This is a genomic window from Propioniferax innocua (assembly GCF_006716235.1).
In the GTDB taxonomy this organism is placed as follows: domain Bacteria; phylum Actinomycetota; class Actinomycetes; order Propionibacteriales; family Propionibacteriaceae; genus Propioniferax; species Propioniferax innocua.
On sequence record NZ_VFOR01000001.1, the window covers coordinates 871552 to 884445 of the forward strand.

Annotated in this window: 13 protein-coding genes; 2 read left to right on the forward strand and 11 right to left on the reverse strand. The window is 66.8% G+C overall.

Going from position 1 to position 12894, the window contains the following annotated elements; genetic code table 11:
• Positions 1 to 7: 7 nt before the first annotated feature.
• Both FB460_RS04105 and FB460_RS04110 read left to right on the forward strand, forming a co-directional pair.
• Entirely contained in the window at positions 8 to 274 is a 267-nt protein-coding gene (locus FB460_RS04105) for a DUF3039 domain-containing protein (RefSeq protein ID WP_142092801.1), read from the forward strand.
• Between the two features lie 32 nt (positions 275 to 306).
• Positions 307 to 759, forward strand: coding sequence for a hypothetical protein (locus FB460_RS04110; RefSeq protein WP_142092802.1), 453 nt, complete (start codon positions 307 to 309; stop codon positions 757 to 759).
• Here the strand turns inward: FB460_RS04110 and ahcY are convergent, their stop codons facing one another.
• The 11 genes from ahcY to FB460_RS04165 form a co-directional block, all read right to left on the reverse strand.
• Entirely contained in the window at positions 760 to 2211 is a 1452-nt protein-coding gene (ahcY, locus tag FB460_RS04115; RefSeq protein ID WP_142092803.1) for an adenosylhomocysteinase, read from the reverse strand.
• A 30-nt stretch (positions 2212 to 2241) separates the two neighbouring features.
• Positions 2242 to 3276 carry an SIS domain-containing protein gene (locus tag FB460_RS04120; protein WP_246044233.1) on the reverse strand — a complete coding sequence of 345 codons (1035 nt, stop codon included), beginning with the start codon at positions 3274 to 3276 and terminating at the stop codon, positions 2242 to 2244.
• 40 nt (positions 3277 to 3316) lie between these two features.
• Positions 3317 to 3514 (reverse strand): Trm112 family protein, encoded by a 198-nt coding sequence (locus FB460_RS04125; RefSeq protein WP_246044234.1) that lies wholly within the window; start codon positions 3512 to 3514, stop codon positions 3317 to 3319.
• On the reverse strand, positions 3514 to 4887 hold the full coding sequence (locus tag FB460_RS04130; RefSeq protein WP_142092805.1) for a phosphomannomutase/phosphoglucomutase: 1374 nt from the start codon (positions 4885 to 4887) through the stop codon (positions 3514 to 3516). The genes FB460_RS04125 and FB460_RS04130 overlap by 1 nt, the downstream gene beginning before the upstream one ends.
• A gap of 48 nt (positions 4888 to 4935) precedes the next feature.
• The gene (locus tag FB460_RS04135; RefSeq protein ID WP_342775204.1) at positions 4936 to 5352 is read right to left on the reverse strand and encodes a DUF3499 domain-containing protein; all 417 of its coding nucleotides are present in this window, start codon (positions 5350 to 5352) and stop codon (positions 4936 to 4938) included.
• A 37-nt stretch (positions 5353 to 5389) separates the two neighbouring features.
• Complete coding sequence (locus FB460_RS04140) at positions 5390 to 5809, reverse strand: metallopeptidase family protein (RefSeq protein WP_142092806.1); 420 nt, start codon at positions 5807 to 5809, stop codon at positions 5390 to 5392.
• A gap of 28 nt (positions 5810 to 5837) precedes the next feature.
• On the reverse strand, positions 5838 to 7232 hold the full coding sequence (locus FB460_RS04145) for a DUF5719 family protein (RefSeq protein ID WP_142092807.1): 1395 nt from the start codon (positions 7230 to 7232) through the stop codon (positions 5838 to 5840).
• Positions 7229 to 10735 (reverse strand): glycosyltransferase, encoded by a 3507-nt coding sequence (locus tag FB460_RS04150; protein WP_142092808.1) that lies wholly within the window; start codon positions 10733 to 10735, stop codon positions 7229 to 7231. Before FB460_RS04150 ends, FB460_RS04145 begins: the two co-directional genes overlap by 4 nt.
• A 107-nt stretch (positions 10736 to 10842) precedes the next feature.
• On the reverse strand, positions 10843 to 11106 hold the full coding sequence (locus tag FB460_RS04155) for a WhiB family transcriptional regulator (RefSeq protein ID WP_142092809.1): 264 nt from the start codon (positions 11104 to 11106) through the stop codon (positions 10843 to 10845).
• Between the two features lie 100 nt (positions 11107 to 11206).
• Entirely contained in the window at positions 11207 to 11731 is a 525-nt protein-coding gene (locus FB460_RS04160) for a hypothetical protein (protein WP_142092810.1), read from the reverse strand.
• A gap of 62 nt (positions 11732 to 11793) precedes the next feature.
• Positions 11794 to 12891: a mannose-1-phosphate guanylyltransferase gene (locus tag FB460_RS04165; RefSeq protein ID WP_142092811.1), complete on the reverse strand. Its 1098-nt coding sequence runs from the start codon at positions 12889 to 12891 to the stop codon at positions 11794 to 11796.
• Positions 12892 to 12894 lie beyond the last annotated feature (3 nt).

A 12894-nucleotide genomic window follows, 5' to 3' on the forward strand; every position in this document is an offset into this window, starting at 1 on the left:
TGACCGCATGAATCAACAGCTCAGCCCCGGCGCGCAGACCATCACCAAGGAGCGCACCGAGCACCAGTACCAGGACGGCGATCACGAGCGTTTCTCGCACTACGTTCCCAAGGACAAGCTCACTGAGGCCATGGTGATGGGAACACCGGTGATAGCCCTGTGCGGCAAGGTCTGGATTCCTTCACGCAACCCTGATCGTTTTCCCGTGTGCCCCATGTGCAAGGAGATCTGGGAGCAGATGAACCCCGACGACGCCGGCGACGACTCGGAATGACCCATGAGGGGTTCAGCCGCTAACGTGCCCCCATGCGCATCCTGACCCGTCCCCTGTTCGTCGTGGCTGCGGCCACCACCGTGGCACTGACCGCCTGCGGAACTCCCCCGATCCAGAACCATGTGCCCCCGTGGGAGCGACTCCAGCTCGGTGATACCGCCACACGTGGAAGCGTCGATCTCACCGTGCACAGCGTCGACGGCAACGCCGCCGAGGTGGAGATGTGCTACACCAAGGAGGGCAAGACGGGCGGTGCGAGCGCAGCCGCGTGGTGGGTGTGGACCTCCGAGGGCGGGGCCTACACGGTACGACCCAAGCAGGAGAAGCAGCCGGTCTACGGCGAGGGCAAGAAGGATCAGTGCCACCGTGGCTGGGTGCAGTACGAGATCCCCCAGGGAGCGGAGATCACGCACGTGACTTTCCGCACCAACGAGGGGACGCCCACCGAATTCACCTGGCAGGCGACCCCCGCCGGTTACAACTGATCAGTAGCGGTAGGTGTCCGGCTTGTAGGGCCCCTCGACCGGGACACCGATGTAATCAGCCTGTTTCTGGGTCAGCGTGGTGAGCTTCACTCCAAGGGACTCCAGGTGCAGACGGGCGACCTCCTCGTCCAGATGCTTGGGCAGAACGTAGACCCCCACCGGGTAGTCCTTGGTGTACAACTCGATCTGAGCCAGCACCTGGTTGGTGAAGCTGTTGCTCATCACGAAGCTCGGGTGCCCGGTCGCATTGCCCAGATTCAACAGGCGACCTTCCGAGAGCACGATGATCGAATGGGCCTCCACGGCCCCGGCCACGGTGTTGCCGCCGGGAATCCGCCATTCATGCACCTGGGGCTTGATCTCGACTCTCTCGACGCCGGGGATCGCTGCGAGACCGGCCATGTCGATCTCATTGTCGAAGTGACCGATGTTGCCCACAATGGCCTGATGCTTCATGCGCCGCATGTGCTCGGCCATGATGATGTCACGGTTACCGGTGGTGGTGACGAAGATGTCCGCCTGCGAGACCACCTCATCGAGGTGGGCCACCTGGAAGCCGTCCATGACTGCCTGCAGTGCGCAGATGGGATCGATCTCGGTGACGATGACACGCGCGCCCTGGCCACGCAGCGACTCCGCACAGCCCTTGCCCACATCGCCATAGCCGCACACGACTGCAACCTTGCCGCCGATCAGCACATCGGTGGCGCGGTTGATGCCGTCGATGAGCGAGTGACGGCAGCCGTACTTGTTGTCGAACTTGCTCTTGGTGACGGCGTCGTTGACGTTGATGGCGGGGAACAACAGGGTCTCGTTGCGCTGCATCTCGTAGAGGCGATGCACACCGGTGGTGGTCTCCTCGGTGGTGCCACGAAGATTCTCGGCCACCGCGATCCAGTCGGTGCGCTTCTCAGCCAGATTGCGTTCGAGCACCGCGTGGACGACTTTCTCCTCCTCCGAGGCATCCTCGGGAAGGTCGGCCAACGCACCGGATTTCATGGCTTCGACGCCCTGGTGGACGAGCACGGTGGCATCACCACCATCGTCAAGGATCATCGTGGGATGGCGTCCGTCGGGCCAGGTGAGGATCTGCTCGGTGCATTCCCAGTACTCGGTGAGCGACTCACCCTTCCACGCGAACACGGGCACGCCCCTGGGGTCATCGGGGGTTCCGTCGGGGCCGACGACCATGGCGGCAGCGGCATGATCCTGCGTCGAGAAGATATTGCACGACGCCCACCGCACCTCAGCACCCAGAGCAGTGAGTGTCTCGATCAGCACGGCGGTCTGCACCGTCATGTGGATCGAGCCCGCGATACGCGCCCCCTTGAGCGGCTGCGATTCGGCGTAGCGTTCCCGCATCGCCATGAGGCCGGGCATCTCATGCTCGGCGAGGGTGACTTCGGCACGGCCGTATTCGGCAAGGGACAGATCTGCGACGCGGAAATCCATGCGCGCGAGTCTAGCGCCGACTTCGAGACGTCAGTCAGGAGTGGGAAGCTCCCGCCCCAGGGCGATGCCCAGGTAGGCAGCGCCGAAGCGACCGGTCTGCAGCAGCGCCGCGTAGCGCTCCATGACCGAACCACGCCCCTGCACCGATCGCCAGATGCGGACGTCCGCGGCTTCTGCAGCACTCTCGAGGGAGCGAGCATCACCAAGGACACCTTCACTCTCGTCACCGTCGTCGAGCATCATCAACGCCGGCCGGTTGTCCGCCGGTGATTCGAAGGGATCGGCGAAGAGATCACGACGCGGGACGCCGGCGAGCACGGTGCGGAGCTCACCGGCATCAGCCGCCAGAGTCGCTCGACCGGATACGGCACGCACCTGTTCGGCCACGCGTCGACTCGCCCGGGCCGCCAGAACCGAACCACCCCACACCAGTGGTAGGGCATCGGCTGCGACGAGAGCGAACTCCTTGGCGGGGTTCGTGGAGATATCCCGGAACGGCGAGCACTCCTCAGCCACCAGGTCCATGGCGTCTGCCACCAGCACCGGATCCACTGCGGGCCCGACCCCTGCCTTGGCCAGCGCTTGAAGCATCACCACCGCCGACGCCAACTCATCGCCGGTCGTGGTCGGCAACAGTGTCGTGCTGGGAGAGGACGCACACTCGGCGATCTGGGCATCGGGCGGGCAGGCGATCATGATCCGTGCGCCACGGCGTCGGGCCTCGTGCACGGTCTCGTGCAGGGCTTCATCCCGGGCCGGTTCGCCGTGGCCCAGAACCACCACCAGATCCAAGGTCCCCACCCATTGCGGCAGTGTGGTGGACGGCCACGCGACGAAGGGAATCGGGCACCAGGGCTCGAGCACCGCGCGCAGCAGCCGCGCCTCGGGGCCCACCGCCAGCACAGCACGGGGACGCTCGACCTGCACCGCCGCGAGCGGCCCCTCCGCGGCCTCGGCCTCGATACGCAGTCGTGCACCGCTGCCGGCCAGGTGCCTCAAGAGCCCGTCAGCTGCGTACAGCGCATCGGGATCATCGAGTCGAGTGTCATCGAACTGATCGGCCACGACGAACTCCCTCCACCAGTTGGTACATCGCCGGAACGGCTCAGACCTTGCGGGCCTCATCGATGAGAAGCACCGGAATCCCCTCATCGGTCACGGGAAAGGCCAGTCCGCACACCGTTCCGGTGCACACGAGTTCGCGTCGGTCATGGTCGACGGCCAACGAACTGTGGCAGGCCGGGCACACGAGAATCTCGAGCAGATCGGCGGGGAGCTCCACCCCGATGGACACCTCGGCCATCAGACGTCCGCCCGCACTGCTGCAAGAACCTCATCGCGCAGCGACTCCATCAACGCAGGATCCTTTGCCTCCACGTTCAGACGCAGCAGCGGCTCGGTGTTGGAAGGACGCAGGTTGACCCACCAGTCCTCACCCTCGACGAGCATGCCGTCCTCCCAGGAGACATCACCGCGCCCCTCGAAGAGCGCCGCGACCTTTTCCATCGTCGCTTTGGCGTCCGCAACGGTCGAGTTGATCTCACCCGATGCCGTATAGCGGTCGAAGCGCTTCACCAGACTGCTCAACGGCTCCTGTGAACTCCCCACCAGGGCGAGCACGTGCAGTGCAGCGAGCATGCCGGTGTCAGCTCCCCAGAAATCACGGAAGTAGTAATGCGCGGAGTGTTCGCCACCGAAGATGGCGTCATACTGTGCCATCGCGGCCTTCACATAGGTGTGGCCCACTCGGGAGATCACGCACTCGCCGCCGGCTTCGGCCACGACTTCCCGCACCGTGCGGGAGGTGATGAGGTTGCACACGATCGTGGCGCCGGGTTCCCGCTCGATCTCCTGTGCGGCGATCAATGCGGTGATGGCCGAGGGATCGACGACCCCGCCGGTCTCGTCGATGATGAAGCAGCGGTCGGCGTCCCCATCGAACACCAGAGCCAGATCGGCACCGTGCTCACGGACGGCCTGCTGCGCATCCACGAGGTTCTCCGGCTCCAGCGGATTGGGCTGGTGGTTGGGGAAACTGCCGTCCAGTTCGCAGAACAGGGGCACGATCTCCAAGGGGAGATCGCCGAGAACACCCGGCACGGTGTGAGCGGCCATGCCGTTCCCGGCATCGACCACGACCTTGAGCGGCCGGATGCCACTGAGATCCACCAGGGAGCGCAGATGCTCGGCATAGGCCGGCAGCAGATCCTGCTCGCGGACACGTCCGGGAACACGGACCGGTGGGCTGGGCTGTGCCTCGTGGTCGAAAGCGCTGCGCGCGATATCGAGAAGCATCTGCGGTGTCACCGGACGCGCGTCGGCCAGGCAGAACTTGATGCCGTTGTAATTCGCAGGGTTGTGGGAGGCGGTGAACTGCACCCCCGGCAGTTCCAGACGGCCCGACGCGAACCAGAGCTGGTCGGTCGAGGACAGCCCGATGTCGATGACATCGGCTCCGCAGGAAACCGCTCCCTCGATGAACGCAGCGCTCAGCTCTGGCCCCGAAACCCGCATGTCACGGCCCAACACGAAAGCCCGCTCGTTCTCCATGAGTTTCAACGCGTCCACGAAGGCCACACCGAGGGCGAAGGCCCCGTCGGCGTCCCACTGTGCGTCATCACCAGAGCCGACGACTCCGCGGATATCATTGGCCTTGAAAATGTCCTGTGTCAGCATCACTCACAGCCTAGCCGGATCGTTCGTGCCATGGCGCATCTCACGGGTTCACGCATCACGATCGGCGAACACGGTCAGATGACCGCGCTGCGCCAACTGCACGACGCCCGCGGGGTTGGGGGTGGATGGGGGCTCGTGGTTCTCTTCGGTCCCGGAAAAGCCGACTGCGCGGACGGCCTCGGCCAGAGCGAGCAGGTCATCTTCGAGCGGTTCGGGAGCTTCGGCCTCATCGAGCGGGAGCCTGATGACGTCCCAGCCGCGAGGTGCGGTCAGACGCTCCGCGTGGCGGCTGCAGAGGTCGTAGGAGGAAGGCTCGGCCCGCTGTGCCAGGGGGCCGACCACCGCCGTCTGGTCGGCATAGACGTAGGTCAACGTCGCCACAGCGCCCATATCGCAACCTGTCCGCGCACACATCCTGCCCATCACCCCGCGAGCGTAACCCCGACCCACCAGAGTTCGAAGCATCGCCGCTCAGCGGGTCGCTCTTTCGCGCCTCGGTGAGTCAGTCGGGGGTGTCCGTGGGGTCCAGGTCCGACACCGGGCGCCCGGTCAATGCAGAGAGCTGCTCGACCAGGGTCCGCCGCACCAGGATCTGCAGGCCCTTCGAACTCGCCGCCCGCAGCTCCAGTGGCCGCTGGAACAGCACCACGACCGACGGATCCTTGGGATCTGAGGGCTCGCTGGCCGCGGCGAGCGGCACACGACGCTGCCCGTTCTCGAGCTCCGGAGGAACGGTGTCCACCGCCACGCGCACTCCCACCAGCGCCTCGGGGCAGTTGGTCTCCACAGCCTTCACTGCGGAGGCGACCGCTGCGCGAAACTCATCGCCCCGGGTACGACGCCGGAGCGGGGCGATGCGTCCGTGGGGGTTCGCCCGCGCCAAGGGGCCGCGCATGCCGCGTCCATGCCTGTCTCGACTCATCGCTCGTCTCCGTTCATCGCGCACCCTCTCACCCGAGGCCCGGATCCATCTCGGGTTCGACGCCCTCGGCTTCGGGCTGCGGAACGATCAGGGGCGCGGTGGCCATGCGATCGAAGTCCTTGTCGCTGGAGAGCAGGACACCTGCATAGAGCTCGGTGCCGGGCGTCACGTCAGCGAACACGCTTCCGGGTTCGGAACTCTCGGGAAGATTCCACACGCGCGTCGATCCGGCCGGGACCACCAGGGAGTTCTCGGCCACGTGCTCCCCCGCGGTGTTCCGAACGCGGAGCGGCAGAACCGCCTCGGTGTCGGCGGCATTGGTGACCACCACCGAGGACGCCACCCCGGGCAGCACACCGACCGGCGCAACGCCGAGTCCCTGCAACACAGGGGTGGAGGGCTGCACCGCGAGGTCCTGCCGTCCCGGATCATCGGTACTGGTGCTGACCACCGAGCCGGTGACGAGCTGATCGGAGGTGAGCCGGACCGCTCCGGCCTGTTCGGCCAGGCCTTCAGCCAGATCAACCTCCACCGAGGCCCTTGGGTTGACCCGCACATCCTCACCACCGACCGGAACGAACGCACCGTCCGGCCCGAGGATCTCCACGTGCACCGACGCCCGTCGGTCGCCGGGGTTGACCACCACGAGACGGCGTCCACCCGGCCCGTCCGGGACCCCGGGAATCACCACCGAGCGCGCCGGGAGCGTGGACGCGCTGGCGTAGGTGGCGCCCTTGGGCTGGTCCCCACCGGCACGGTCGGCCACGATCGCGGCGACGCGCCCCTGACGAGACCGCACCTGGGCCGACACCAGCTCCGGCGCAGACACGTGGGATTCGACGGCGACCTCACGGGTCTCATGCGCCGGCACCACGATGCCACGGGTCCCCGGCGTGGCCATCTCGCCATCGCGACCGTGGAACACCACATCGACGCTGACCTGCGCGTCATCGGGGTTGGTCAGGATGATCACGCTGCGCATCTCGTCATTGCCACCGAGCCCGGTGAACCAGTGAACGCCACCGGGCTCGGTGCAGGTTCCCAGGCTGATACCGCGGTCAGGGCCGCCATCCCGTTGCGCATGGACGCCCGCCGCGCTCGCCCGTGTCTGCCCGCCGCCGGCGCTCACCATCAGAGGCTCGGCCAGCTCCTCGTACTGGGTGACCGCGTCGGTGGTTCCGAGCTGGGACACCCCGGATTTCAAGCCTCCGAGCTCGAGTGATCCGCCTTCACGACCCGACGACACCACCGCGGCGAGGTCGTCGGCGGCCGGGCAGATGGTCGTCGTGCGTCCCTCGACCTCCACCGGGGCGACCGGCTCCGGAGGTTGCAGCGGAAGCTGCCCGAGCCCGAAGGTCGCCAGGACGGTGGCGAGAACAGCACCACCGGCGATCAGGGCATTGCGCCCCATGGAGTCGGTCATCGCTGCTCCTGCTCCTCGTCGGGCACCGGGCCGGCAGCCCTCCGCGCGCGTGCCGCCGGGAGCACCATGGTCTCCCATTCGGTGTCGTCAGGAGCGGCGGCGCGACGCGGCGCGGTGATGTCGGGATCGACCCGCGGATTGTTCTCGGGCTGCGAAGGCCGGGCATATGGGTGGTGAGGCTGTCGGGGTCGCGTCAGATCTGCTTCATCGACCGCCGCGACCGATGACCGAGGTGGGGATGGAGGCGCCGGACGGGGCGTGTTCCGTGCTGCACGGGCCCGCGTCGGAGCGGCGGCCCGAGCAGGTGCGGCACCGCTCTCCCACGCCGCACGACGTCGTGCACGCGAGCCGGCGAGCGAAGGTGCTGCGAACACCACCATGAGCACGATCACCGCGAGCTGGAGCCACAGCACCCAGCGGGGCCACATGGGCAGGAGTTCGAAACGCAACACACCGGTCTTGGCCGGCAGATCCACCACGGCCCGCTGCCCCTCGGCCCGATGGTTCAGCACGGCGTCATCGAGGGTGATCCGCCAGCGTCGATCATGCGGTTCGGAGATGAGAAGCCGCCGCCCCTCGACAGGTTCATCCAGCACGATCTCCCCACGCCGCCCGTCGGAGGGCACCACCACACTCGTTCGATCGGGGTTCTCGACGCTGACCCGCGCAGCGGTGCCCGGCAGCGTCCACACATGCCAGTCGTCCTTACCGGAGCCGGAACTCAGCCCGGGGGTGTTGGCGATCTTGATGCGTTCGGTCTCACTTGCTCCCCGAACCCACACGTGCCCCACTCCGAGCGCCTCCAGCGTCTCGCCCACGGACTCGTCCGCCGACCCCGACACCATGGACGCGACCATCGCCCGAGTGAGCTGGGGCCATTCGGGGGACCCGGCGTATCCGAAGCCACGGTCGGACTCACCCAGGCGAGGGCCGTCACCATCGACGAGCTGATACTGCGGCACTTCCCCGGTCAGATCGATCGCCAGCGTCCGGGTCGCAGCGGGCCCGGTCTGGGAGTTCACGACGAAAGCAGGAAGGTCCGACGCCGGCTGACGAGACAGGCCCGGCACGGCCCACACCGCCCAGCCGACGCCGCCCGCCAGCAGAACCAGGGTGGCAGCGACCCCCACCAGACGCGCCAATGGCCCATCTGGCCGATCAGCGCCCGTACCGGCACGGACATGCGTGTCGACCCCGGCCACGAACGCGGCCACGAGTGCACAGCCCATGATGACGACCCATCCGGTGAGATCGGGGCGCACCTGGCTGCCGACGGGCAGAGCCTGGAAGAGCTGCCGGCCCACGATGACGCCCACCGCAGCGGAACCGGCGGCGACCATCCAGGCGACACGCACCACTGCCCGGTCGGCGGCGACCACGAGAGCAGTGACCGCCGCGGCCCACAACAGCATGAAGGCGACCACCGAGACCCACACGGCGGGCAGGCCGGGGCCGGGCGTCCGCCCCACCAGCAGTTGCCACCACGGCACGATGTCCCACGAACCCAGCGCGGCGTCCGGCCCCAACAGAACGCGAGCGTTCCCGCCGAGGACCGACGCCGCCACCCACGGCAGCAGAACGACCAGCGGGGCCAGAGCAGCCAGGAGGGCGCGTCGGACACGTGCCCCGGAATCGAAGAACGCGCCGACGATGAGCGCCACCGCCGCCACCGGCAACAGCAGCGGGAAGAAAGGAGACAGCACTGTGAGCGCCAGCGCCGTCGACCATGCCGGACGCCAGGATTCGGGTCCGTCGATGGGCTTGGTGAACAGTGCGTGGATCGCTCCGGCGAGCAACGGCAGACCGATGGCGAAGATGATCGCACCGATGGCTCCACGGTTGACCGCTCCACTGAGCACGGGGATCAGGCCGTGAGCGACTCCGGCAAGAGCACGGATGCCCGGGCGACGCGTCAGGTGCCGCAGCCACACCTGCGAGGTGAGGAAAGACAGGGGCACCGCACCGAGCACGACCAGCGTCACGAACCACTCCGGCTGCCCGAACGTGAGTGTCGATCCGACCGCCACCCAGCCCAACCAAGGAGCGGCCAGGGATTCAGCGGTGCCTGCGATGGGCGCGAGGAAGGCTTCGTAGGCTGCGCCGAGCGTTTCCTGGCTGGGCAACAACCGCTCGCCGGTGAGTCGCCCGGGACCGATCAGATGCCGTGCCGCCACGAGTGCGGCGATGAGCGTCAGCACGAAGCCGAGTGAGAGCGGCGAGGTCCATGCGCGGCGGGTGTGTTCCGAGCCGCTGAAGTCATCGCCGGTCAGTTCGTCCAAGGTCGGCTCCCCGGCCGATGGGCCTTGGGATCCGAAGATGTCGCGCCACTGGGCGGCGATCCCACCTGCCACGGCGTCGAAGGCGAGGGCAAGCCCATGCGTCCGGCCCGGGCGCAGTTCGGCGACGCGAGCTGCGGTCTCCTTCGTCGGTACGGGAACGCGGGCCCGCAGACTCCGCGTCGCTCCCCCACCGAGGAACGCCGCAGCCGCCCGCAACTCATCACCCGAGCGACCGGGGGCCTTGGCGAGCAGAAAACCGAGGGCGCGCAACACACAACCGAGCACCAGAGCGACCGAGCCCAGCAACGCTGCGATGCCACGGCGATGCCCGGCCACGGCACGCATCGCCATCAGGCGCCGGGTGGCTTCGGGACGTTCACCGACAACCGGACTGTTGCGCAGGCCATTGTGTCCAGCACCTCGATGGACGATGACGGCCTCGGGGCAGGTCCGCACGCGATGCCCGGCCTCGGTGGCCCGCCACCCCAGGTCGAGGCCATCGGTGAACACCGCGAGTTCGGGCGCGAAACCACCCAGCTGCTCGAACACCTCGCGCCGGACGAGGAGACCGCAGGAATCGAGCCCGAGAACATCTTCGGCCCGGTGCTGACGCTGATCCACCTCCCCCTCATCCACGTGACGGTCCACCCAGCCGCCATGGGAGATTGACTGCCCGACCGACGCCAGGCGCGGCGCTCCCGCCTCGCGGCTGTGCTGGAGGATCTTGGGCCCCACCATGGCGGTGTCCGGCTCGCGGACCACCTGCGTCAACAGGGCTCCGAGTGCCTCGGGTGCCACCTGACAGTCGTCGTGGAGGAACCACAACCAGCGTCCCCCCGTGGCGGAGGAACCGAATTCACGCGCCGGGTCATGGGCGTCGAGAGCTTCCCGCACCGCGGCGCCGAATCCGCGGGCGGCGGTCTGCACCACTGTGGTGAACAAGCCGCTGCGTCGCATGATCTCGCCAGAACGGTCGAAGGAATCGGCGTCGACGCCGACGATATGGGTCGGTCGCGGGTCGAGTCCCCGCAGCGATTCGATGGTCTGGCCGAGCCAGTCGGCTCCGTTGTGGGCCACCACCACACAGGTGACCTCTTCGGTCGAGATATCGACCGGTTCAGGGGAGAACTCCTCGTCCTGCCAAGCCCAGAGCTCGGCCGAAGTGGGACGGTGGAGTTGCGGAACGGCGGGTTCAGGCCGTGAAGCCTCTACAGGCTGGCTCATGGTCCCCCTTCACGCCGATGTCACATCATGCGAACGCTCACACTACCCAACATTCGCACCGATCGAGATCGATCGTCAGCCCGGCGTCCGGGGGGGAAGTCCAGCGGTCAGACCGCCTGCTTCTTGATGCGGCGACGCTCACGCTCACTGAGCCCGCCCCAGATACCGAATCGTTCGTCGTGGTCGAGTGCGTATTCCAAGCACTCACTGCGTACCTCACACGAGAGGCACACCTTCTTCGCCTCGCGGGTCGAGCCACCCTTCTCAGGGAAGAAGGCCTCGGGGTCGGTCTGTGCGCACAGTGCGCGTTCCTGCCAGCCGAGAACGCCTTCGTCGTCCTCGGCGGTGATCACGTCCAGCCAGTCCTGCATGTTCTCCTCCTCACCAACGGAATCGGAACCTGCCGTCGCTAACTCCGCTGATGAAATTACACGCGTGTGATCACCCTGAAGTCAAGCCGAGAGCGAAATGTCACCGATGAATACGGCGTGTCGGCTCGTCAGCACCCTGAATGAGATCTTCGCGACTCAGCTCCCGGCCGAACATCTCGCGCACCTCTTCGACGTCTCCGGCGCGGGCACGACGGCACAACCGCCACAGCGCCCACAGCAACAGCGTCGGAATGGCCTGCAACACGGTGAAACCGATCAGGCCGATGACGCGCACCGGAACCGGTTCGGGCAGCACCGGGGAAATCTGCCCGATCATCTGGAACACCACGGCGATCAGCGTCGCGGCCACACCGAAACCCAGAGCGACATACAGGAACCACACGGCCCGACGCGGCAGCGGCTCCTCCAGCACCAGACACACCGCCACGATCACCAACGGCAGCGCATGCACGATCGTGAACAGTGACGGCGCGTAATCAGCGACGACTCCGATCGGACCATCCGCGGTCAGCGCCGCGAACACACGCCACACCGTCCACGCAGCCCCCAGCGCCAGCACGATCCATGCGATGGCACTCCGATGGTTGCCGAGTCGTTCAAGCATGCAACAAGGTTAAGCTCGGATTCCGCCACCGGTGGAGCGACACGCCCCTGCGATGACCGGGCTCAGGTGAACTTCAGACCGTGGTCCGATTCCGCCTTGGCCACGAGCTCCTTGATGCGTTCGGCCTCCGAGCTCGGGCATACCAACGTGATGTCCTGAGTGCTCACCACGACGGTGTCGCGCAACCCCAGAACAGCCACCAGGCGTTCGTCCCCGGCAGTGTTGATGACCAAGTTCTCCCACGAGTCCAGCACAAGCGTCCGACCATCAATGGCATTGCCATGTTCATCGCGATCAAGATGCTCCCCCAGCGCGGGGAAACCGCCCACGTCATGCCACGTGATGGGCAGACGCACCGCGACGACATGGGCACGATGGCCCTCGATATCCGCCCCGCGCCCGTGCGAGACCGGCTCCATGATGGCGTAATCGACCGAGATCTTCGGCAGCTGCGGGAACAGCTCATCGATCCGCTCAGGCTGCTCTGCGATATCGGTGACGACGCTGTGCCCTGCGGGAACCAACTGCTGGAGCTGCTCCAAGAACGTGCTCGCACGCCAGACGAACATGCCGGCGTTCCACCAGTACTCCCCCGAATCGACGTACGACTGCGCCGTGGCAAGATCCGGTTTCTCCTTGAACTCCCGCACCTCGCACAACTCATCGGACCCTCCGATCGCCTCACCGCGATGAAGGTAGCCGTATCCGGTGTGGGGTCGATCAGGGACGACGCCGAAGGTCACCAACGCGCTCGCGTCGGCCTCGGCGGCCTCGAATCCACGCCGCAGCGCGTCCTGGAACACATCGACCGGCTCGATGAGCTGATCGGCGGTCACCATGGCCACCACTGCATCGGGGTCGCGCTTGTCCAACACGGCAGCGGGCCACGCGACAGCATTGAGTGAATCACGCCCCACGGGCTCGCCCAAGATGTTCTCCACGGGCATCTCGGGCAGTTCCTCGCGAACCACCTCGGAATAGGCCGCCCCGGTGCACACCCACACCTGATCGGCGCCGACCACATCCACCACCCGTTCGAACGCCATCCGGAGCAGGCTCTTGCCCTGCACCAGGCGCAGAAGTTGCTTGGGCATCCCCTGCCGGGAAAGCGGCCACAGACGTTTACCGGACCCACCGGCCATGATCACCACGTATCGCACGGG

What these genes read in the sequence shown, in the direction of transcription:
- FB460_RS04105 (WP_142092801.1), top strand. Translation starts at nt 8, where the DNA reads ATGAATCAACAGCTCAGCCCCGGCGCGCAGACCATCACCAAGGAGCGC.
- FB460_RS04110 (WP_142092802.1), top strand. Translation starts at nt 307, where the DNA reads ATGCGCATCCTGACCCGTCCCCTGTTCGTCGTGGCTGCGGCCACCACC.
- ahcY (WP_142092803.1), bottom strand. Translation starts at nt 2,211, where the DNA reads ATGGATTTCCGCGTCGCAGATCTGTCCCTTGCCGAATACGGCCGTGCC.
- FB460_RS04125 (WP_246044234.1), bottom strand. Translation starts at nt 3,514, where the DNA reads ATGGCCGAGGTGTCCATCGGGGTGGAGCTCCCCGCCGATCTGCTCGAG.
- FB460_RS04130 (WP_142092805.1), bottom strand. Translation starts at nt 4,887, where the DNA reads ATGCTGACACAGGACATTTTCAAGGCCAATGATATCCGCGGAGTCGTC.
- FB460_RS04135 (WP_342775204.1), bottom strand. Translation starts at nt 5,352, where the DNA reads ATGCTTCGAACTCTGGTGGGTCGGGGTTACGCTCGCGGGGTGATGGGC.
- FB460_RS04140 (WP_142092806.1), bottom strand. Translation starts at nt 5,809, where the DNA reads ATGAGTCGAGACAGGCATGGACGCGGCATGCGCGGCCCCTTGGCGCGG.
- FB460_RS04145 (WP_142092807.1), bottom strand. Translation starts at nt 7,232, where the DNA reads ATGACCGACTCCATGGGGCGCAATGCCCTGATCGCCGGTGGTGCTGTT.
- FB460_RS04150 (WP_142092808.1), bottom strand. Translation starts at nt 10,735, where the DNA reads ATGAGCCAGCCTGTAGAGGCTTCACGGCCTGAACCCGCCGTTCCGCAA.
- FB460_RS04155 (WP_142092809.1), bottom strand. Translation starts at nt 11,106, where the DNA reads ATGCAGGACTGGCTGGACGTGATCACCGCCGAGGACGACGAAGGCGTT.
- FB460_RS04160 (WP_142092810.1), bottom strand. Translation starts at nt 11,731, where the DNA reads ATGCTTGAACGACTCGGCAACCATCGGAGTGCCATCGCATGGATCGTG.